The sequence below is a fragment of the Vibrio sp. 10N.222.55.A1 genome, from assembly GCF_041473835.1.
In the GTDB taxonomy this organism is placed as follows: domain Bacteria; phylum Pseudomonadota; class Gammaproteobacteria; order Enterobacterales; family Vibrionaceae; genus Vibrio; species Vibrio crassostreae_C.
In genome coordinates, this window is record NZ_JBFRSX010000016.1 from 1 (window position 1) to 22,652 (window position 22,652).

General features: G+C 44.2%; 16 protein-coding genes and 1 pseudogene. 3 read left to right on the forward strand and 14 right to left on the reverse strand.

The window, feature by feature from the left end:
* Nucleotides 1-343: 343 nt before the first annotated feature.
* A complete protein-coding gene (locus AB4493_RS05320) occupies nucleotides 344-2,026 on the reverse strand; it encodes an alkaline phosphatase family protein (RefSeq protein WP_372154625.1) in 1,683 nt (560 codons plus the stop codon).
* Between the two features lie 165 nt (nucleotides 2,027-2,191).
* Nucleotides 2,192-2,980 (reverse strand): SUMF1/EgtB/PvdO family nonheme iron enzyme, encoded by a 789-nt coding sequence (locus tag AB4493_RS05325; protein WP_017060470.1) that lies wholly within the window; start codon nucleotides 2,978-2,980, stop codon nucleotides 2,192-2,194.
* 137 nt (nucleotides 2,981-3,117) lie between these two features.
* Here AB4493_RS05325 and AB4493_RS05330 point away from each other — a divergent pair, with 137 nt between their 5' ends.
* A complete protein-coding gene (locus tag AB4493_RS05330) occupies nucleotides 3,118-4,449 on the forward strand; it encodes an anaerobic sulfatase maturase (RefSeq protein WP_372154626.1) in 1,332 nt (443 codons plus the stop codon).
* Between the two features lie 87 nt (nucleotides 4,450-4,536).
* Nucleotides 4,537-5,595, forward strand: a complete 1,059-nt coding sequence (locus tag AB4493_RS05335) for a HEAT repeat domain-containing protein (RefSeq protein WP_017060468.1) — start codon at nucleotides 4,537-4,539, stop codon at nucleotides 5,593-5,595.
* 147 nt (nucleotides 5,596-5,742) lie between these two features.
* Here the strand turns inward: AB4493_RS05335 and AB4493_RS05340 are convergent, their stop codons facing one another.
* The 12 genes and pseudogenes from AB4493_RS05340 to AB4493_RS05395 form a co-directional block, all read right to left on the reverse strand.
* Nucleotides 5,743-5,982, reverse strand: a complete 240-nt coding sequence (locus tag AB4493_RS05340) for a hypothetical protein (RefSeq protein ID WP_133151224.1) — start codon at nucleotides 5,980-5,982, stop codon at nucleotides 5,743-5,745.
* Nucleotides 5,951-6,229, reverse strand: a pseudogene (locus AB4493_RS05345) (gamma-glutamyltransferase); the annotation flags it as partial. The pseudogene AB4493_RS05345 and the gene AB4493_RS05340, both read right to left, overlap by 32 nt.
* Nucleotides 6,230-6,488: 259 nt before the next feature.
* Nucleotides 6,489-7,580 (reverse strand): sulfate ABC transporter permease, encoded by a 1,092-nt coding sequence (locus AB4493_RS05350; RefSeq protein ID WP_372154627.1) that lies wholly within the window; start codon nucleotides 7,578-7,580, stop codon nucleotides 6,489-6,491.
* Nucleotide 7,581: 1 nt separating this feature from the next.
* A complete protein-coding gene (locus AB4493_RS05355; protein WP_017060466.1) occupies nucleotides 7,582-8,058 on the reverse strand; it encodes a hypothetical protein in 477 nt (158 codons plus the stop codon).
* Nucleotides 8,059-8,068: 10 nt separating this feature from the next.
* The gene (locus AB4493_RS05360) at nucleotides 8,069-11,272 is read right to left on the reverse strand and encodes a response regulator (protein ID WP_372101360.1); all 3,204 of its coding nucleotides are present in this window, start codon (nucleotides 11,270-11,272) and stop codon (nucleotides 8,069-8,071) included.
* Between the two features lie 213 nt (nucleotides 11,273-11,485).
* On the reverse strand, nucleotides 11,486-11,860 hold the full coding sequence (locus AB4493_RS05365; RefSeq protein WP_017060464.1) for a hypothetical protein: 375 nt from the start codon (nucleotides 11,858-11,860) through the stop codon (nucleotides 11,486-11,488).
* A gap of 108 nt (nucleotides 11,861-11,968) precedes the next feature.
* Nucleotides 11,969-14,107 (reverse strand): ATP-binding cassette domain-containing protein, encoded by a 2,139-nt coding sequence (locus AB4493_RS05370; RefSeq protein ID WP_136979487.1) that lies wholly within the window; start codon nucleotides 14,105-14,107, stop codon nucleotides 11,969-11,971.
* The gene (locus AB4493_RS05375) at nucleotides 14,104-15,690 is read right to left on the reverse strand and encodes an ABC transporter transmembrane domain-containing protein (RefSeq protein ID WP_372154628.1); all 1,587 of its coding nucleotides are present in this window, start codon (nucleotides 15,688-15,690) and stop codon (nucleotides 14,104-14,106) included. Before AB4493_RS05375 ends, AB4493_RS05370 begins: the two co-directional genes overlap by 4 nt.
* Nucleotides 15,680-17,104: a TolC family protein gene (locus AB4493_RS05380; protein ID WP_017060461.1), complete on the reverse strand. Its 1,425-nt coding sequence runs from the start codon at nucleotides 17,102-17,104 to the stop codon at nucleotides 15,680-15,682. The genes AB4493_RS05375 and AB4493_RS05380 overlap by 11 nt, the downstream gene beginning before the upstream one ends.
* Nucleotides 17,079-19,310, reverse strand: a complete 2,232-nt coding sequence (locus AB4493_RS05385) for a response regulator (protein WP_029236454.1) — start codon at nucleotides 19,308-19,310, stop codon at nucleotides 17,079-17,081. The genes AB4493_RS05380 and AB4493_RS05385 overlap by 26 nt, the downstream gene beginning before the upstream one ends.
* A 3-nt stretch (nucleotides 19,311-19,313) precedes the next feature.
* A complete protein-coding gene (locus AB4493_RS05390; RefSeq protein ID WP_017060459.1) occupies nucleotides 19,314-20,663 on the reverse strand; it encodes an HlyD family type I secretion periplasmic adaptor subunit in 1,350 nt (449 codons plus the stop codon).
* A gap of 12 nt (nucleotides 20,664-20,675) precedes the next feature.
* A complete protein-coding gene (locus tag AB4493_RS05395; protein ID WP_017060458.1) occupies nucleotides 20,676-21,026 on the reverse strand; it encodes a hypothetical protein in 351 nt (116 codons plus the stop codon).
* A gap of 190 nt (nucleotides 21,027-21,216) precedes the next feature.
* Between AB4493_RS05395 and AB4493_RS05400 the strand changes: the two genes are divergently transcribed.
* The coding region (locus tag AB4493_RS05400; RefSeq protein WP_372154629.1) for a tandem-95 repeat protein at nucleotides 21,217-22,652 on the forward strand (1,436 nt) is incomplete at its 3' end.

Below are 22,652 nucleotides of genomic sequence, written 5' to 3' on the forward strand. Positions count from 1 at the left end.
ACTCATGAATAGCCTCGGCTTCAAGACCACAAAGGCACTTAGCCTCAGAGTTAGGTTTAAGAGTCAGGGTAATAAGTGATGCTGTCTGGTGAGACTTTACTATTTGAAAGCCTTCCCAGAATGAAGATAGGAAAGTATGATTCGGCATGAAAACGGTAGTTTGTGTATGATTTTTGTTTGGCGACTAAACCATATCACTTACTACCGTTTTTGTTTTTAGTTCCCGCTAATCCGCGATGAACCTTATTTGTTTCGACCTAGTGAGTCAGAAACAGATAAACGGCTCTTTTATTGAGTGGGTGCTGGATTCGAAATCTAGCTCACGAAACCTTAGAGATTGAGTCTACTCAGTGATCTCTTGCAGCACTTCTCCGATTGACCCGCTTGGTTGGGTGATACCCAGTTTGTTCGAAAGCGTTGGCGCAATGTCATATGGCGTCACTGGTCGCGATACCTTCTTAGCTTCAACGTCGTAGCCTGCAAAGATCACAGGCACATGAGTGTCGTATTTCCACGGAGAACCATGTGTAGAGGCAATTTGGAGGCCTTCCATGTCGTTAATGTAGCTGCGCGGTGCAAATACTACGTACACGTCGCCAGAACGAGCAGGGTGGTAGTTGTTTTTAATTAGCTGCATCACATGCGTATCCGGTGCTCGGTTAGCCGCAATGTCACTACTTGATACAGCAAACGCAACACCTTTCACTTTTGCAATTTCATCCGCAATAGCTTCTTGGACCTTAGCCAGATCAAGCTTCTTCTCAGCGATCAGATCATGATTCAGATAGATGTAAGGTTGTGCGTACAAGCGAATCGCGTCTTTGGTTAAACCAAATTCATCCTTCAATCGTTTCTCAACACCACTCGAGAGTAGTGTGTCTTTATTGAAGTATTGAGCTTGATTGAAACCAAGCGCATTTGCCGCAGGTGAAGATTCAGGTACACCGTGGTCGGCAGACAGCACAATCAATGTGTTTTCTAGCCCGACTTGGTTATCCACGGCTTTGAAAAGCTTAGCGAGAGTCTTATCAAGTCGGATAAGGTTGTCTTCTGTTTCTAGGCTTTCAGGGCCGTAAAGGTGCACCACGTAGTCATTTGATGAGAAACTCACTGACAGATAATCGGTCACGTCGCCTTGGCCAAGCTTCTCTTGCATCAACAAGGTGCTAGCGAAGTTTTCCGTGATTTCGTCACCAGCAGGGCTGACGGTTAGCGTTGTGCTGTAGTACTTGTAACTTGCCGGGCCATAAGGATGAGGGAAGGTGCGTTGGAAGTCACCGAGTTTCACTTTGTGTTCGGTATCGTGTTCTTGCAACGTGTACTTATCACGCGGTAATGAGAGCTCCCATCTCTGTTTGGAATACTGAGCAGCAATCGCTTTCTCGTTCCAGCGTGATACCCAATCTGGATACTCGTCATAGTAATAGTTACTGGTGACAAACTCCGATTGTGCTTTGGAGAACCAGAAGGCTTTACCACTGTGTCCTGCCAATGAGATTGCGCCGCGGTCTTTCACTGATACACCGAATACTTTTGATTTGCCACTATTGGAAATCGTCAGTTCGTCACCAAACGTGGTGGAGAGTATTGGCTCTGGAGAGCGGCCATCGCCTTGTGCTGTCTTCTGCGTTGGGTCGATCTCTGTTGCTTTATCGACACCTGCACCAGAGGTCAGCATTTGGTAGTTACCGTCTTCTACGTTATACACCAAACGTTCTTCGCTACGGTCATACCAAACGTTACCTACCATGCCGTGTACGCTCGGTGGAGCACCTGTTGCAAGCGACACATGGCCCACGATCGTTTCCGTGTTGCCATGTTGGTAGTTTGCGTTGGTGTAGTAGGTACCATCATCCATTAAGTACCGGAAACCGCCTTCACCGAAGTTGTGCTTATATCGTTCGATTAGATCTGCGCGCAGGCCATCTACCGTGATTTGAAGGACTAGATTTGGCTTTTCCTCAGCTGAAGCTGGGAGAGCGCAGAGTAACGCGAGGGTTAGTCCTGAAAGCTTGGTGTATTGCATAGAGTTTCCTTATTCACTGTTGCCGCTGAGTTCTAATGTTTGGTCAGGTTTCCAACGTTTGGCCAGATTTGTAACGTGTGTGCAGTGCGAATCGTATTTTTAGTATTGTTGGTGACGATTAGTGAACCATAACCTTCGGCATCTTTAGTTAGTTCGCTTCGTTAGCTAGTTCACATCCTTAACTAAACGCAGCCCCATATCTGACATAGTGATCGATTGGCTTGCGAAGTCACGACGGTAACTTTCAGATTCATTTTCGTCATAAGCAAAGCTGCCACCGCGAACCGATTTGTGTGATAAACCGACGTCGCTGTGTTTTGCGTTGTTAGGGTTGTCTGTTGGACCGAATCGGTAGAAGGTGTCATCGAAGGCATCGATAACAAACTCGCCCACGTTTCCTGTCATGTCATATAAGCCTAGTTCATTTGGTTTCTTTAGCCCGACTGGATGTGCGCTATTTTTAGAATTTGCTGAGTACCACGCAACATCATCTAAGTTATTGGAACCACTGTAAGTATAGCCTTTACTTTTATTGCCACCTTTGGCTGCAAATTCCCATTCAGCTTCAGTAGGCAGACGGTATTCTTCACCCGTTAATTCATTCAACTGCTCAACAAAATAGTTTGCTTGCTGCCAACTAAGGTTATTGACCGGAACTTGTGGGTTTTGGAAATAACTGAGAGATGAACCCATCACCGATTCGAACAATTCTTGAGTCACCTCAAACTTCGCAATATAGAAACTATCTACAGTTACATTACGTGCAGGACGCTCTGCTTTGGTCGCTTCTGGACCGTTCGACCCCATGGTGAATGTGCCGCCTTCAACCAACACCATCTCTTGGTCAATTTGTTGGGCGATGGGGTGTGTAGGCACGCTTGCACAGCCACTCAGAAGGATAGTCATGGTGACGCTGCTAATTGTTGCTAACTGTTTGTAATTAAGAAATTTCATCACGTGCCTCAGATGTTCGAAATAGGGTCTAATTCTAACGTTTAAGGTCATTCCTATTGGTTATAAAGGGTATAACATGTCACCTGATCGAATAGGAATTATGATGGGTCCAGAATACTAAAATAGGTAGGTAAATCATGCATATTACTCAAGGTCCACAATATAGCGGTAAAGCGTCTAAGCGCTTGCATGTCATGGCTAAGCCGATTGGCGCAGCATGCAACATTGACTGTAAATATTGTTACTACCTAAGTAAGCAAGATTTGTTGGAGTACAAGAAAGGCAGTTCTCCAAGAATGGATGATGAAACGTTAGAGACGTATATCCGACAATACATCGAAGGCCAGAATACGCCGGAAATTATCTTCTCATGGCAGGGTGGTGAACCTACCATGCTTGGTTTGGCCTATTTTGAACGTGTGGTTGAACTACAGAAGAAGTACCAACCTGAAGGTGTATTGATTTCAAACGACTTACAAACCAATGGCACGTTACTGAATGACGATTGGGGACAGTTCTTAGCAAAGAATAACTTCTTGGTCGGCTTAAGTATTGATGGCCCAGAGATGCTGCATAACGCCTACCGTACTAACCGAGCCGGTCGTGGTACGTTCAAACAAGTGATGGCGGCTGTTGAGCTGTTGCACAAGCACCAAGTGAAATTCGCGACGTTAACCTGCGTGAACAACCTGACCAGTCAAAATGCACTAGAAGTGTACCGATTCTTACGTGATGTGGTGAAGTCGCCACAAATGCAGTTTATCCCTATCGTTGAGCAAAAAACCTTTAGAACGGTTGCACCGCAAACCTCTCAAGTGAGCGAGCAATTGAAGCAGGGTGACAAGCGTCTGATCCCGGGTCATAAAGATTCAATCATGGAATCATGGTGTGTGTCAGATCTGGCGTGGGGTAACTTCCTGATTGCTGTGTTTGATGAGTGGGCGAAACACGATATCGGAAAAGTGTTCGTTCAATATTTCGAAGCAAGTTTAGAAACGTGGATTGGGCGTCCGAACCCATTGTGTACCTTGAACGAGATATGCGGAAAGGGTTTGGCAATGGAGCCAAATGGCGATGTTTTCTCATGCGACCACTATGTTTACCCTGAGTACAAAATTGGCAATATTCATCACGAGAAACTTGATGATTTGGCGTACAGCGCACCACAGCAAAAGTTTGGTTTTGCTAAATCCCGCACACTGACCAGTCAATGTCAGCAGTGTGATTACAAGTTCGCTTGTCATGGTGAGTGCCCTAAGAACCGCTTTATCAAAACTCGTGCAGGCGAACCGGGCTTGAACTACTTATGTGCAGGTTGGCATAAGTTCTTTTCTCATGTCGATAAGTCGATGGCGTACATCGCTCGCGCGATGGGGCATCCGGTTGCTCATGGTAAATTCAGCGACTCAGTATTGATGGCGCATCGAGCAAAACAGGCGCAACAAGCTACGTTCGAGACCAAGTTTTAACTCGTTCTTTGGATCAACAGGTCCAAGATAAATTTAATCAGATACGAGTCTAAGGACAGGCTAAGTTCTCCAGTTTAAGGTAATACTATGATGAAGAAGAGTTTAGCGACGGCTGTTGCTTTATTGATTTCAACGTCCGCATTAATTTCAACGTCTGCGATGGCTGCGAATAGCGTTCAACAAACGGTTGACGCGCCAGCACAAAATATCAATCAAGTGCTTGAAATGACGGACACTCAAACCCGCATTCAACAGTTGTCTTACATGGCACAAGATCAGAATCAATCTGTTGAAAATCGTACTGGTGCACTGCAAGAGCTTGCTTCATATCCAAGCCAAAATGCGCTGGTGGCGGTGGCAAGAGGCTTAAAAGATCAAAACCCTGAAGTTCGTGAAGCGGCGGTTATCGGTTCTGAACCTTACCAACTTGAACATCGCTGGGCGTTAGTTTCCCCCTTGCTAAAAGACAGCGATACCATGGTTCGCCATACGGCAACGTCAAACCTAGTCCGTGACTTCAATGCATTGGATGACGAGCAGAAAGCACAAATTGAACCACCAGTCATAGAGCTTATTAGCTTCTTGGAAACGCAAGAATCTGAAAAGTACCAATTACTGTTTGCTGATGTGCTTCGTTGGCACAATGACTGGGATAAGGCGGAAACGGTTTATCTAGAGCTGATCAATACGCATCCAAAAGAAGCGCAAGTTTGGTTGAGCTACGCAGATAATTTTCGAGCTCAGAACAAAGATAAGCAAGCAGTCGAAGTATTAGATCGTGGTTTGGAGAGCGTGCCAAACAACGCCGCTCTGCATTATTCGAAATCGTTGACTCTGGTTCGCCTTGAAGACAAAACTGCGGCAGCCAAAGAGATTGAAGTGGCTGCGAAGCTAGCGAAAGATAACAGCTACTACTGGTACCTAAATGGGGTATTACAAGAAGAGTTGGATATCGACAAGTCGACTAAATCGTTCGAGAAAGCATATTTGATCTCTGGTTCTCCAGAGCAGCTATACGCGGTATGCGATATCTATGTGCGCTACGGAAATGAAAAGACCGATGATTGCTTAGGTGAGCTAGGTAAAGTAGCTCCTGACTATGTTATTGATCAGTTGAAAGATAAACGAGTAGCGCCAAGCTCATAATATCCTAATGAGTAATTAGCGAAGCCTATAATGAAAAGCCAGTCGACACGTTCGACTGGCTTTTTCGCATCCATGAACTGCTTAGACGAGGTTCAAGCAACTAAAGACAAAATAAGGGCAAGCCTGTTACTTGCCCATTTCGTTTTATTATTCACCCATAGAGCTTGATGCACGGCGTCTGTCGGTCGCGCCATAGATCTTGCCATCTTTGACTTCAATGGCATTCAAGCCACTGACGACTGGAATGACATGCACCGGATAACCGAGCTGCATGAACTCTGGTACTAACATTTCGGCGTAGGTTTTCTTTTCGACGAGTAAACCCGTTGGGTCATAAGGTTTGGTGCGATCAATCTTGGTCTTTGTCTTTTTGGTAAAACAGCGCAAAAGTACCGCCGCCAATCCCAGTCATATCCGGTTCAACCACCGACATTGTCATCTGCATCGCCACCATTGCATCGACTGCATTACCTCCTTGCTTGAGTACCGAATACCCAGTGCTGCTTACATATGGATTCGTTGCACTTACCATAAACTCTTCGCCAGTTTCGTCTGGCGTAATTGGAAAAGGATTTGGCTTAGCCGCGAAACCGACCGCTGAAACCAAACTTAAAGATAAAGTCGCTATTCGCATGCGTTCTCCGTTTAAGGTATCTGTTTATTCGCTCTTAGGTAGACCAAATTAAGGTAGTGAAGTTCTTTAGTTTGCAGCCTTCTTACACAATATTGACGGCTCTGACATTAATCGCCAAACCAACTAAATGTTTTTCTATTAAAGGATAGTTAAGACCAATGTTATGGCTTGTTACGCATGACAATTCAAAGACATTAAAAAGCCCAAGGTTATTTGATTACCTTGGGCTTTTATTTAATGGTGATTGTCTAATTTTGGGTTAGAAGACGAAACTCAACATGATGGTATAAAGGACGGCATCTTTGTCATCAAAACCAGTAAGTGCGTTGAAATTCTCAACAAAGGCACCGTTTGCTTTACGAGCCTCAAAATATTGCACTTCGCCATTGATGGAGACGTTAGGTAACACATCGTAATCCACACCAATTAGGTAGCTGTTTCCTGTTAGGTGTTCGTGAGAATCAAACTCTGCTCCGTAAACGACGTATGGAGTGAATAAATCTAGTCTGTAGCCCAAACTAGCGTACATCGAGGACGAGATGTCACTGATCTGTCCTTCACTTGCAAGCACCGCTTGACCTAATTCATACTCAACACCTAACGACCAAAGTTGAATGTGTTGGTTGTCTTGTTTGCTACTGAATGGAGCTGTTATCGAAGTCCCAGGGATTGTAATCGTGCCAGAAACGGTTTGATCAAAATTGGAGTCGAGGAATGACAAGTTCCAACGATAGTTTTCACCGCTCAATTGAAGATTGGCACCGAACATTCGGTTGGTTTCAAATTCCAGCTCTGTACTCGAATTAAAGTCAACTTTGTTTTTGTCTTTTACACCGAAGAAAGGTGAGAGCAATAGCGTTGCTTTATCACTGACATCATGAGTCCAGCTCACTTTTATACCGTTGAAAGCTGTGACTCCGAGAACGCTGTTATACACCTCTGTCGGTGGCCTTGCTGTCATATAGGCTTGGCCCACATAGTAGTACTCAGAGGCAAGGAATAATGGTAGTCGTAATCGACCAATGCTGACATCAAAGTCATTAAATTCATAACCTAAGTAAGCCCACTCTAGCTGCGGCTCACTCCAATCATATTGGGGTGGCTTGACAACTTGCACGGAAGCTTTGAATGAGTTGTAGAAGTAATCGAGTTGAACACCAAATGTGGTATCACAGTCGTAACAGCTCTCATCAGTAAAACCGCGGTTGATGATTAATGGATTATCGTTATCCGATGTTGCCCAAGACGTTGAGCCAAAGCCACTCAAGGATAAATTATCGGTAAGTTCGATATTCGCAAAAGCCGGAGAGGCCATTGAGGCACATAACACTGACGTAATTATTCTTTTCATATTATTTCTCCGAACTTATAACGTAGAGAACGTTGGCATTTTGAGGAACCGAAGAGAGTGGGGAGTAACCAATACGGTTTGGTTTGTCATCAAGCCAGTCGACTAAGCTGTCGGTTGACGCCGTTTTGATTTCTCTTGGATAACGCGCTTTTCCTGAAAAAGATAAACCAGCCCAGTGTGCATTCATTTGAGCGGCATTTTTTCCAAGCAAAAGCTGATAAAAGTCCTCTCTTTCGGCACTGTTCTCAGGCCAATCAGACAGTTCAACACGTTTGCCATTGAGGTGCTTAGTTTTCCCTCTATAGAGCTTTCGCGCTTTGTTTATTGATATCTCTTCAAATCCGGAGTCTAAAGAAAATATGGCATAATCTTCAGCGGCGTGAGCAGGGCTTAGAAAAAGCAAGCTTCCTAATAGCCCTACCGCGACTGGCAACATGACTCTGCGGGGAAGTGTTTTTATTGTTCTAATCCAATCCATGAGGTATCTCCTAACAAGTCGCACTTTCTATTTGATGGAATAGCTTTTCTTTTCTTACGGGCTTCGCTACGTATCCATCCATTCCGGAATCAAAGCACTTTTGAATATCATCATCGATAACACTAGCGGTTAACGCGATAATAGGAGTTTTGCTTAAGCCTTGGTTTTTCTCGTGTTCTCGAATCTCCTTAGTTGCCGTGAAACCGTCCATAACAGGCATCATGCAATCCATCAAAATAATGTCGAAGCTACTGTCGTTCTGGTACATATCAACGGCAATTTGTCCGTTGTCTGCAATTTCAAAGGCATATCCGGCCTTCTTCAGCATGATAGAAGCTACTTTTTGATTGACGCGGTTGTCTTCGACTAGCAAGATTCTCTCTGATTTGCTCGGAATTGCGTTTTGTTCCGCTTCTTCAGGCAAAGTACGTTTGGTCGCAGCCCCGTTGATAATTGGAGTGACAGTTGCAGGTTGTTTCTTAGGTTGAGCTTTATAGGAAGCTGGTAGTGGCATAGCTTCTACCGCGGTGAGTACTTTCTCTTTAAGCATTTCGAACTTGAATGGTTTTGGTACATAGTCATCCATACCAACGTCGAAACACCTCTGAATATCGTCATCGATGACACTGGCGGTCAATGCAATGATAGGGATGCGTCGCGTCGCTTCCGTTTCTTTTTCAATTCTTCGGATGTTGCTTGTTGCATCAAAGCCATCCATAACCGGCATCATGCAGTCCATGAGTATCGCCGCGTAATGAGGATTAGCGGTGAACATGTCCACAGCTTCTTGACCATTATTAGCGAACTCGAATTCAAAACCACTTTTACCGACATGAAGACCAGCAATTTTTTGGTTGATCTTGTTGTCTTCAACGATGAGGATTTTGTGTTGGATCTCGACTGATGTCTGGCTTGCTTCTGATAGTTCCGCCAAACCTCGAGTATCACAAAGCTCAATAGCTTTAATTAAACGCAAGCCGAGTAGGGGCTGTGCGACTTGTGCAGTAACGCTGTCACCAAGATCCGCTGGCTCACTTAAGAAGGAACGTATCAAACAGATAGTGATGCCGTTTTGGTGCAGCTTTTCTAAGTTATCTGCGTGGGTATTAGCTAGGAATGCGTCATCTTCGGCGAAAACAACAGTAATAGGTTTAGTGTGTTTTTGAGTGGAGAGCTGCTCTGTAATTGCCGTTATATCATTCGTTTTATCGGTAACCTTCAAACCATAAAGGTTAAGGTCGGACTCTATTCGCTCGGAGAGCATGTTTTCGTTACCCAGCACATAAATATCAGCCGTTGCTGTACTTGGTTTTGGCAGTATCAAGTCAACAGGCAATACCAAGTCGAAGTAGAAACAGCTTCCTTCACCTTTGACGGAGTCGAGTTGAATTTGACCACCCATCAGCTCTACCAACTGTGTACTGATGGCTAGGCCAAGACCGGTACCACCGAATTGTCTGGTTGTTGAATCATCCTCTTGAGCGAAGGGTTCAAATATTTGTTTTTGTTGCTTTGAATCGATACCAATACCTGTGTCGCGAACGGCAAATCGAATGGTGACATTATCGTCAGATTGTTCGAGCGTTTGGATTGATAATGTGACGCCACCTTCTGCCGTAAACTTCACTGCATTCGACATAAAGTTCATTAGGATTTGTCTTAAGCGGTGATCGTCGATCATCACGCGAGCTGGTGTGTCTGGGCTGATATCAACGTTAACCGATATTTTTTGTTCTTTCGCTTTTGGTGCCACAATAGAGGCGATGTCGTATATCGACTCTCTAATCGATGCAGAATGCGGGCTGATTAATAGCATGCCAGACTCAATTTTAGAGAAGTCTAAGATATCGTTGATTAAGCTAAGTAGCAGTTGGGATGAAGTTTCAATCGTATCCACATAATCACGCTGTGTGGGTGTGAGCGGCGTATCTGCGAGGATTTCCGAAATACCAATAACACCATTGAGCGGGGTGCGAATTTCATGAGACATGTTGGCCAAGAAGCTACTTTTTGCTTTGCTGGCTTGTATTGCGTGGTCTTTCGCGTGTTCGGCATCCTCTTTGGCTCTCTCTGCGTCTTCTTTTGCTACCGTCAATCTCTCTTTCGCGAGCTCTCGTTCGATGGTCAATCGTTCAACTTGCTGAGCAAACAGACTGAGTTCATCTTTACCTTGGATTAATTTATCTAAAGAAGGGCGCGTGTCATCATTTTCGCTTTTTAAGAAAGCTAACACCAAATTAAGGTTGTTAGTGACTTGTCTCGCCAAGCTAAGAGTTAAACCCATAACAATCGCAGCCAGCAAAGCGACGATTGAAATAAACAGGGTTCGTTGTATTTGCGCGTCATAGATGGCTTGCTCAACTTCTTGTTGAAACTCTTGCTTGATTACGCCGCCAAGGCTTTGTAATAAGTTGAGCCGTGCGCTCATCGCTTCTAAGCCGACAGACACTTCTTGTGGCGTCAGTTGGCTGATTGTATTTAGGTCGAGTAGCGCGCTTCTTATCTCTTGGCTTTGAGCAAACACATCATTTCGAAACACTTCAACCATCAAAGAAACTTGATGTTCGTTGGCGTTCAATGAAACAAAGCGCTCTAAGAACAATTGCTGTCTTTCACTCAAGGTTTTGATCTGTTCGGCGAGTTCTGGGTCGTACTCTTGGCTGATTTGGAAGATCTCAATCAGTGAACTACCAAGCTTGAACTCTTCGTTCGACCAAAACATCAACCACTCAAGTTGTTGAAGGGCAGTGAGGTGCTGTTGAATTTCACGTTTAGTGTTTTCAAAAGGGACTTTCTCTACTTCAAGTAACAGTTGCTTGTATAAATCGCTCTGCCATTCGAGGGCATCCAATTTATCGTAAGTGTCAGTCACTTGCATCGTCGATAAGGTCGCTTCGCTGAAATCGGCAACAAGTTGATTCATTTCATCAGATGCGTCTAAAAAAATGATGGGAGACAGGTTTTTAAGTTCTGCCTTTACTTGGTTGCTTTGAGTAGCAAACTCTTCAGGGCTAGAGGCTAAGGTACTTCTATACAAAATAGAAATATCTTGAAGATAGACAGATAACTGATTGGTTCGTTCAAAATCGGTTAACTGAGTCGTTAATATATAAGCCTGTCTACCTGCTAGGAAGAGTAATAATGAAATGGGAAGTAGAACTAAGCCAAAGAGTTTATGTTTGACTGAAAGGTTATTCCAAACCGTAATCGCCATATAAGGATCCATCCAACTGTCGTTATATAAAAACAGTAGAATAAAAATGCCGATATGGAAACTTTGAAACGGTAAATTTTACGTAAGTGTGGGAGAGGTATAAGTTCTTGTGATTCCAGAGCTTATTTTGAAATGCGTTCTTTTATTAGTAATTTATAGCGTTTGGCAGTTTGTTTAATTTTATGCTTATTGATGAATCACTTAAAAAGCTTACTAATGAGGACGATTGTTATCGAGGCTTAATTCGAAAAGAAGTTGCTCTAATACGGTTTTTGCAGAGGGTTCTAATGTCCAAATACCGAGCATTCTGTTAAGTGCGGCGCGATACACTCTGTTTTTTAGTAGGAAGGCGAGTGTGCTCGTATCATTGCTGAATACGTGCATTTGTACGATGGTGAGCTCTGCTTTGTTCTCAATGTCTATTTTCTGAAGATTGAAAGCGGGTAGGAAGGCAGACTCATACCAAACCTCAACGATCTCTCGAAGCTCCATCTCTTCTTCAGGTACATCGCACTCCTGAAGTTGGTGGTTTTCAGGAATTGCGGATAAGTAAGCTACATCAAGCTTGTCTGCAACGAATGTGTACATATTCTTCCTTGTTACCTGTGGTATTGGGGCGAATCATCCCTCTCGCTTATGAATTTGTCAATTATATCCATTTCCCTAAATAGCGAATTGTGATTAAGCGTTGAGGTTTTAGCTTAAGCTGTTTAAGTATTTGTCTGTTAAGCCAAAATATTTCAAATTTCCATCCGGCTCTAACACTAAACTCATGTTTGATGTTGCGATCAAACCAGGGTCGTTGGTCGAAAAAATGACTGTTTTATTCAGCAACTTATCGCTGAACAAACGGTTAAAGTACTGCGCATTTTCATTTTCTGCACCATTGAATGGCTCATCAATAATAATCAGAGATTGCTCACAGTTACCTAAGCCGAGTGCCAGACGCAATTTTTGTTGAATTCCATTCGGGAGACTTTTGCATTTATCCACGCTTAACTGAGTAGCTAAGCCTTCCGGAAGCCATTCATCTAACTCGAAGAAGCTCACCATCTCTTGCATCTTGTCTGTTGGAATCAGCCCGTTGTGTAGAATGAAGTTGGTCTCGAGTGAGCCTTCAAAAATATGCAAATTAAAAGGGATGTAGTTAATCGAGGTGCGATAACGGTAGCTATTGAACTGTTTAATGTTGTAACCATCGACAGAGACTGCGCCTTGATAGCGGTCTTCTAACCCAGCAATGATTGAAATTAAGGTGGTTTTGCCGCAGCCCGTTGGGCCACAAATGACCACTTTTGCACTGGGTGGGATTTTGAACCCCAAGTTAGTTAAGCCGGTTGCTGCTCCCGCGTATCGGTGACTGACACCGCTGCCCACGATGCTGCCTTGGAACAGGCGAATAGGCGGGCTTTTCTCTAAGGTTAATTTGTCGTCATTCATCGACATTAAATTATTGATCTGTGCGGACGAAGCTTTGATCGACTGGAACTTGGAAATTGAGTTATAGATACCCATGATTGGGCCTAACGCTTTCCAAACCAGAATAACGGTCGCGAGCATGGCACCCGCATCAGAAGTACCTTCCATCACGCCAATAACTGCAGTCACGATACTTGCTGTGCCAATCACTTGGATCAAACTACCGCCAGCGGCCTGAATCTTACTGTTCGTTACGGCGACGTTCTCTGCATCGCTGGTGCTTTGCATATGCGATGCGCTGAATCGAGATTGAACGACACGAAGTAAAGGCAGGCCTTGGATAGTCTTGATACCACGAAGAATTTCATTCCATTGATACGAAACCATCGCATTGGCACGCGAACTTTTGGATGTGGCTTGCGAGTAGATATAGCGCGAGTAAATACAGAACACTAACATCAGTATTAAGCCGCCCATCACCACCAATGCCGCTGTACCAGACATCAGAGCAATGGCGATGATAAATACAATCACAAACGGCATATCAAAATAGCTAAGCGTTGATTCTGCGGTCACCAAGCGTCGGAAGGTATCGATATCTTTCAAACGCGCTAACTGAGAAGAGACCCCAGCTGTAGATGTCATCGCATAAGGTAGCCAAAGCAATTTAGATATAACGGCTTGCGAGATGTGCACGGCGAGGTCTTTACCGGAGGTCGCAATAATGTTGACGCGCATTTTCTTAAAAAAGTATTCAGAGAAGCCGACAATAATGGCGAATAAGGTTAGCCAATAGAGTGTGGCTTCGGAGCTCGAAGTCAGTGCGAAGTTATATACACTCATAATAAAGAATGGCTGCAATGCACCGAGAATACTGATGACGAAGCTGAGAATGATCAGGCTTTTAAGTTCATTGTTATAACGATAGAAAGCGTATTTAATCCAATTACTTCTGTCTTGCGATTCCGGAGGTGGTTCGCGGAACAGACGAGAATATTCGCTAATCGCAATCAGCAAGCAGGGCTTTTTACACATTGGGTATTCAATGGTGTTGTTGTTCGTGTAATCAAACAGCAGCAACTTTCCATCTTTGGTGCCTAAGAAAATCGCACTTAGATTCTCTATTTCAATAAAGCATGGGTGTGGGTGCTTATCGATATTCTCGAGTGTCTTTAGTTTAGTAACATCACAGCGATATCCAAGGCGCTCTATGGTTGCTGTAAAGCTGTCGCCATCTTTGGGTTTTGGAATAAAAGCATCGCTGAGTATTGCGGGTGTGCCTTCCCATTCGAGTGCTATCAGGGTGTAGGCCAAACCACGAATAAGTGGCGATTGACTGTAACGCTCGTCGTATCCACTAGATTCAAAATCCAAGACACGTTGCGGCACATTATTGAAGTCAACTAGGATACTCATTGGTCACCTCCGGTAAGTTTTACGCGTTTGAGGCGGTGATTAAGTTTGTCCATTTTATTGCTGGCGATGATCAATATTTTGTCATTGGCGCGATAAGCCGTACTGGTGAGAACGACTCTCGCAAATTCCTCATCAAAGACACAATCGATGTCATCGAATATCAATACACGCTTACTGGCGAGCAGGGCACGAACTAATAATAAGGCGTAGCCAACTTGGCGAGAGAATGGGTTACGCATATGGCCTTTTAGTTCTGTATAAAACCCGGCAGGAAGCCCATCAATTTGCGCTTTGATGTTCATGGTTTCACACAGTGCAAACGCCGTGTTATTCAAGCTTGGTCGGAAACAGGTCAGGTTATCGATAATCGTCCCTTCTACGAACGAACTGGTCTTATCAACCATCAGAACACTGTTACGCCAAACGTTGTAATTGACGTCATCCAAAGGCGTGTCGTTAATCATGATATCGAGTTTGCTATCACTGTTCTGACGCGTAATACAGTTAGCGAGGTGGGTCTTACCTGAACCACTTTTCCCTGTCAGCAAATAGGCTTGTCCGAGTTCGAACTCGATACGCTGCTTTTCAGAATACTTAACCGAAATACGTTCAACTTCTGTTGTTTCATGTTGGTGTTCAACAGAGGCGGCCAATTCAAGGAGGTCAGCGATACGTTGGATATGGAGTTTGTTTAACTCCCAGCGGCTCGCGGTTCTCATTACCTGTTGATATGGCGCAAAGTAACGGTTGGTTAGCATGATGATCGCGGCCATGATGCCTTGACTCGATTCCATATTGATTACGGCAGTCGCCAAGACCACAACAACGCAAGCAATGGATAGCTGTTGGATGAGAGCCAAAATCAAGCCAAAGTTCGACTCGATTTGCTCATATTTGATGTTCTCCACTTCACGCTCTTCGACCATTTGTGTCATCAGGCTTTCAACGCGGTATTCCATATTTCGAGCTTTGATATCAAGCGGGCTAGAGATGATCTCAATGATTTTGGAGGTAGTTAACCCTTCGATGTCTGACTTATTCTGCAAACTACCAATCTTTTGTTTGGAAAGGCTCCACGCAAAAATAGCCAAGATGACAGAGGCAATCAGAAGGGTAATGCCAGCCCATATGTTGATGAGTCCTATGATGAGGATAGTGATCACGCTGACGGCAAGGTTGATAAGCGCTCGAACCGATTCGCCACCAAAGAAGGTTTTCAATTCAGGAATGGTTGAGATTCGTTCTAGGTATTCGCCTGGCTCCAAACGTCGGAACTTAGAGATTTCCGCCAAACAGATGGATTGAAATACCTTATTGGTTAAGTTGGTCTCAAACTGCCTCATGATGACAGAGGAAATCTTCTCTTCCTGATTTTTTAAGTGATAGTCGAGGAAGATAGAAATCAAGATAATCGCGAACAATAAGAACAGAGTATCTTGTGCTTGGTTGGGTAACACTCGGTCAAAAATGATCAGAATGGAGAAGGGCAGTACCAAACCAAACAGGGTCGATATTATCGTTGAGAAAGTCAGATAACACTTATCTGCCATGTTGATCTTTTGCGAAAACTGCTCAGTTTGCATTGCGACCTCCTTTCCTCAACGACTCCGTTGAGAGAAGATGTTTAGGCACCAAATCTTGATTGTCTCGTCCCTCAATATCGCTCATTAATTGCATCACGCTTTCGATAGATTGAATTGAGAGTATTCCCTTAATTTGCTCAAGCTTGATGGTCTCGATGATGTAGTCGTATCGTGCGCTTTCGTAGTCTCTTAAGGCGCTGAATAGTTTACTTTCCGCCGCCAGCAAGTCGGTGATAGTACGCGTGCCCAATTGGTAGGCTCTTTGGATCCCTTTATAAGACGCGTAGTTGGCGCGAATGATGTTTTCGTAACTGCTTATAGACTGCGAGAAATCGTTAATGTTGAGCACGGAGGTATTCACACTGTTACGTGTGGTGTAAAGCGAATCTTGGTAAAGCAGCTCAGTACGTTCGATGGCCGTCGATGATTTTTGATAGCCGTAGTAATCAGAGCCACCAGACAAGATAGGAACTGCTAGGTTTAACCCAACACTGGTTGAGTTACTTTCGCCTGTCGCTGTAATGTCGGTTTTGTCGAAGTTATTGGCGTCATCGTGTCGATAGCTGGCTGAAAGCGATACGGTCGGTAAGAAGTTCGAACCGCTCTCTTTTAAGCTTCTGCGGCTTCTCTCTACGGTTTTCTTTGCTACCAATAAATCGTTATTCAGCTTTAACGCCTGATCCATGATCGTGCGTTGTTCTGTTTCGTTGATCTCTTTTAAAGGCACGCTTTCGTATATGTCTTGCGACGGAGTAATAGGGTATTGAATTTGAATAGAGAGCCCGTTGAGAATGACGCGACGATCTTTCTGCAAGGTTCTTAATCGGTTCGACACACCTTCTTTCTGAGCTATTACTTCGTACAGCTCACTAGCGGCTGTATTGCCGAGCTCCACATTGCGTCGCATCTGATGTTCACGCGTCTCAGACGATTTAAGTTCGACCTTAGTCGCTTTTATCTGTGCGTTGTTTTTCAAATACTCAAAGTACTGTGAGCCAATTTCAGAGATGGTGCTTTGGATTTTGTTCTCGTGTTTAATCTCTTCGATATTGAAGTCGAGCTTTGCTGTCCCATATTTGAAAATGTCACCAAGGTTGAATATGGATTGCGATAACGAAAGGCTGTAGCTGTTTGAGTTATAGCTAGAGGTTTCATCGGGTACGCTCGATAGCAAGGTTTCATTCTCGTTCCATGTGGTATCGGCAGCACCATTGAGTGAAGGCAGAAACTTAGAGCGACTGATACCAATGTTGTACTCGTTTTCTTCCACGCCCTTATCACTAGCGCGAAGAGACAGGCTGTTTTGCAGGCCGAGCTCTACCGCTTCAAGCAGGGTAGTCGCCGATGCTGAAGGTGTCGTGCTTAATACAAGCGCAGCCATGATGCTGCTAGTTAAGTTTTTGTACCGCCACATACTTGTTGATCACCTTGATGATTTGGTCGCTTTTATAAGGTTTGCTGATCACGTAATCCATTCCGGCCTCAATACAAGCCTGGTGTTCGTTACTGCTGGTCAATGCGGTTGCACCTATGATGGTACAAGGGTTTTTCTCGTTTTGTTGTTCGAATTGGCGAATACGTTTTGTTGCTTCGATGCCGCCCATCCCCGGCATGATGCAATCCATGAAGATGATGTCAGAGCGCTTATTCATGAAGTGCTTCACAGCATCGGCGCCATCGCCAACCATGTCGGGTTCGTATTCTTGCTTGGTCAAGATTCGTTTCAGTAAAATCTGCTGAACTCGGTCATCCTCTACGATCAGGAATGAGCTGTTCTCCATCTGTTCTTCCGATGCTTCCGCTTCCATAATGGTGAGTAGGTTTGGAATGAACTCATAAGGGATAGCAGGGGCGTTGATGATTTTGTCGACGAAGCTATGACACTCTTGTGCTTGCTGAGTGTTGGTCACTGACAACAGTAACTTGGTATTTGGGTGGTTCTTAAGCTGAGATTTCACAGTCTTACTTAGTGAGGGCAGTTTGTTGGGTTCAAAGGTATCGGTGAGCATAATCGCATCGTAATCACCGAACGTTTTCGCCGCTGAGAAAAGCTCATTTGCAGTGCGAATCTCGGTGATATCAAGCCCCAAGTTACTGAGCATTTTCTTCATCACATCGATGCGAACTTGAGTATTAGCACACAAGAGTAAACGCTTGCCATCAAAGCGAGTTTTCTCTGTGTGGAAGTTCTTAGCCTTAAGATCAAGCTCGATCTGAAAACGTTCCTGAGCCCCTGACTGGAACCAGTGGCTCTCGTAATATCCGTAATCCTTCAGAACGCTTTTCGCTAAGTCATCTGTGCTGGCTGTATGGTCTTTGTGTGCGCTCCAATGGAGTTTGTTGAGCTTGGCAACAGAAACATCCAGTGTTGATAAGAAGTTGAGGTTGATGGTGACACGGGTATTTTCCATGTCTGAAGCCGCACCCGATTCAATCGTTACAAACAGTTTCTTATTTGATTTGAGTTGAATGGCATTGGAAAGCTGCAGGAACAATATCCAGAACAAGCTGGTGGATTGACCTTCTACACGATTGGGTAAGTTGTCAGAGATAAAACAGTCAAGTTGGCTTTCATTACGTTGTACTTTGGCACTGATATGAATCATTAATTCAGATAACACACTCAGTAAAGAGAACTCTTTCGACTTGCTTTCCGTACCCTGTGATATCAAGCGATTATAGTTTTCTGCTAACTCAGATAGTGTGCTACACGCAGAGGTAATATCGTTCGCCATCAACACGCCGTTTTCATCGGTTTCTTGAACCAGATATTGGACGCCACCGTTGATGGTGTTTGTAATTCCGCGAATCTCATAACCGATCAGCGCATACAACTGTTTGTAGAGATCGTTATTGCGCTTTTGGTCTTCTAATTTACTGAAAATAAGTTTGAGATGAGAGTAAATCTGACGCTGCTTGGGGTTGATGCTAACTTCATTAAGAAGCTCTTCAAGACGTTGTAAATCTAGCTGCTTCAGCTCTTGATACAGGGCATCGAATTCATAGTCGATTTCGCGTTCGTTAGAACTGGATTTCTTTAGCTTCAACATAGCAACTGAGTTGGATAGAATCGTAATCACAGCCAATATCACGACCACCATAAACAACCAGATAAAGAACTCGTTTTTTTCTGACATTAAGTCATTTGCATGGTTGTTAAACATGGTGCGATAGTTGTCGTCCATCTGCAGATAGTTATTGGTCAATGAAAGGTACAAGCCTAATACGTCGTTACGTGTTTTTGCGCTATCGGAGAAACGATTAATCGCCAATTCCAGTTGTGTGTATTCAGTTGCCCCAACCAAGCTGAACTCGGTTTTGTTCAACGAGGCTAAAGAGCGAAATTCATCAATTTCAAGCTTCAAGTTAACCAGGTTGAATTGGTTAGTGCCGCAAGTGTTGGTACTTAAACACTGTTGCAGAGTTTGAATATCTTGTTCTATGGTCTGATTAAGCTTCTGGGCTTGTATGAGCAGTGGGGCGCTTTGCACTTGTGCGACTGAATCTATTTTTGACCAAGAACAGTATAAATAGAAAGCGAGCGCAGCCAATACCACGCTAAATAGTATGCTTAGACGTAGGGCGGGTATGGAAATATTGTACGAAGGTTTACCGCTCATTGATTATCTCTCATCGAAAGCATCCTCGATGGCTGACATCACCGGTTTCGCAGCGTATTCGATCACGCGACGCGAGCCTGTTTTCACATCAGCGGTAAACTCCATGTAAGGTGATAACTTGTATTGAGTGCCTCCTCGTTCAAGAAAGTTTCGGTCAATTTCAATCTCAGCTAAATAGAATTCAGCGTCTTCTTCTTCGTATGATGAACGGCTGATTGAGGCGATGGTTCCCTCAACAAACCCGTATTTTGCAAAGTTATAGGTATCCATTTTTACTTTCACTGCCTGACCAATTTCGACAAATCCCATGTCTTTACGTGGGATCTTCGCTTCACCGTGTAACGAATTATTTATTGGGGCAATATCGGCGATACTTTCTCCTGGCGGAATCACAGCAGAACGGAAATTGAAGTGAAGTTTATCGACCACACCATCGACTGGCGAGTAGACGACTAGGCGATCAACCTTGTCGGAATGCTGCGGTTGTAAGATTCGCTTTAGCTTGAGGTCTTTGTTCGCTTGAATGATTTGTGCTTGGTACTCAGAGTTTCGATTCTCAACCAAGTCACGGTGTTGCTTTTCCAGTTTGTCGAGTTGGAAACGCTCATTCATCACAGATTCGTCAAGGTTCTCAATCTCACGCACCATATTCGACTCTTGTACTTTCATGTTAAGAACGTCGACATAAGACGCCATCTCTTCTTTATAGAGGGTGTTTTTGATGTTGAGCTGCTTACGTATCAGAGAGAGTTGATTCTCTGAACTTTTGCGACGCTTTAACATTGAACTGATCAACGAGTTCTTGTGCTTAATATCGTGTGTAATGAGTTCTTCATTTGAACGGTTTTTAGAGAATTCTTGTCTCCAGGTATTCATGTTGACCTGAACTTGCTCAGGGTATTTTTCAATGAAAGCGTCGAAGTTAGGCTCTATCATGTCGCGTAAGCTTTCATAACGAATCTTATCGAGCTCTATCTGAATAATTTCAGTATTGACGGTATCAAGTTGAGTGTTACGGTCAAGTGAGCGTATTCGAGCGATAGGTTGGCCCTCATAAACGACTTCCCCTTTTCTGACTAACAATTCTTCTAATATCCCGCCTTCTAAATGCTGAACTTTCTCAACATCCGATTCCAATAGCAGTTCGCCACGTACAGAAACAACAATATCGATACGTGCTTGTGACGCCACCGCAATAGCGACCAAAGCGAGCAAGAATATAATGAGCAACGTTTTGTGAACGCTGGTCATGGCACTAGCAAGCACAATAGTGTCATCAGCTGTGACCTTAGAAGCCTCGTTATTGGAAACGAGTGCTTTTCTGAGGTGATGTTCTATTTGGTTATTGCTCATGACTGACCTCGGTTACTTGCCATCTATTACTTCCTTAATATCCAACAAGTGGTTGATTTGTCGATTGACGTTGTGCAATTCAGTTTTTACATCCTCTATTAGATCTTCCGGCGCAGGAAACTCGTGTCTACTCAAGTGTTCCAATTTGGCCATTTTTGGCGGAAGGTCTTGGTCGCAAAGCAACGTTAAGATGGTCTTCAATCGTTTTGAGTAACTATTGAGTTCATCAAAATGATTACCGTTATGAAGCGCTTCTATATTTAGGGCTGCGTCAGAAAAGTCATTGTAAAAGTCGCCTAATAGCAATTGCAGCCCTTTGTGGTTGTTGTCGACCGAGCGCAACAAATTCGTCATGTCTATCATCGCTCCACTGCCTTAATTGCTTTAATCACAATAACTAAGGATCTTTAAAGGCAGTTTTCAAATTTTTTTTGATTCTTTCTCTTTAAAAAGAAATTATGAAAAATGTTGTATAAAAAATTGGTTTTTCAAAATGATGTCCTTTAATGCCTCTATAAATACGATCAGTTAGCTAGTAGCAACGGAGGCTGTAATGGCAGGCGAAAATAACCAAAACAACCAAAATGAAGATCTAAATGACGCGGTAGAACAAACGGACACGAACGACGCGGGTACGCCCTCCCAACAGCAGAATCAACAAAATCAACAAAACACGATTGCGTCGACAATAGCGACGGGTGCTGAAAATGCGGATGCGGCAGACGAAGTTAACCAGGCTTTAGACGAAAATCCGAGTGGTGCAGGTAATGCTGAAGATGCCTCTGCTTCTGGTGCGGCTGTGCAAGAAGAGACGCCAGAAAGTGATGGAGATTCAGACGCTGCACAATCCAATGTAGTTGGTGGAGCCGCTTCTGAAGCTGGCTCGGATAACGCTGCTGGCAGTGGTGGCGGTGCTGGAGCGGGCGCACAAGCTGTAGGTGGTGATATCGCAGAGGCTGCGACAGGTGGTGTAGACGCTGAAGGTAATGAAGAACAAGGCCAAGCTGCGCGTACTTCAGCAGCGCCGAGTGCGACATCTTCAGAGTCGGGTGACCAACAAGTTGGTGATGAGCTAGATTCACAAACAGTAGAAGAGACGTTTGCAGTTGATGTTCAAGCTTCTGACGAAGAGACCATTAGCGAAGTAGAGGATGACTTTGATTCTGAAACGGTAAGCGAAACGTTTAAAATCAAAGTGGAAAGTGAAAATGATGCGCCAGAAGCTGAACAAGATCTGGCTTACATCATGGATGAAGATGGCTCCATAACATTCACTCAAGAACAATTACTCGAATACGCAAGTGATGTAGATGGGGACGAGCTTGTTGCTTCTAACGTTCAAGTTGGTGATGATGCAACAGTTCAAGACAATGGTGATGGTACTTTCACCGTTGTTCCTTCAGCTGATTTTAATGGTGAACTTGACCTTACTTTCGACATCAGTGACGGCCAAGAAACGATTAGCAGCGCAATTGATTTAACGGTACGCCCGATTAATGACGCGCCTGTTCCTGAAGATAAAACGTTTGAAATCGAGGAAGACGGAACTCTTGTATTCACCGACGCTGACCTCCTTTCTGGTGCGACAGACATTGAAGGTGACAACCTAACGGTTGAAGGTGTGACCTACGATGGTGGCGACGGTATCCTGACCGACAACGGTAATGGTACATACACCTTTGCGCCAAATGAGAACTTCAATGGCGACGTAAACTTCGGCTTCGATGTCTCTGACGGCACCGATACGGTGTCAGCAAACATCGATGTGAGTGTAACTGCCGTTGATGATGCACCTGTGTCAGGCGATTTAGCGTACTCAATCGATGAAGATGGTTCTATCCGTCTAAGCCAAGAGCAACTGTTATCACAAGCATCTGATGTTGAAGGCGATGACCTTACTGCTAGCGGCCTAACGGTTGGTGGTGATGCGACGGTTGTAGCTAACGATGATGGCAGTTTCACCATCACGCCAGATGAGAACTTCAATGG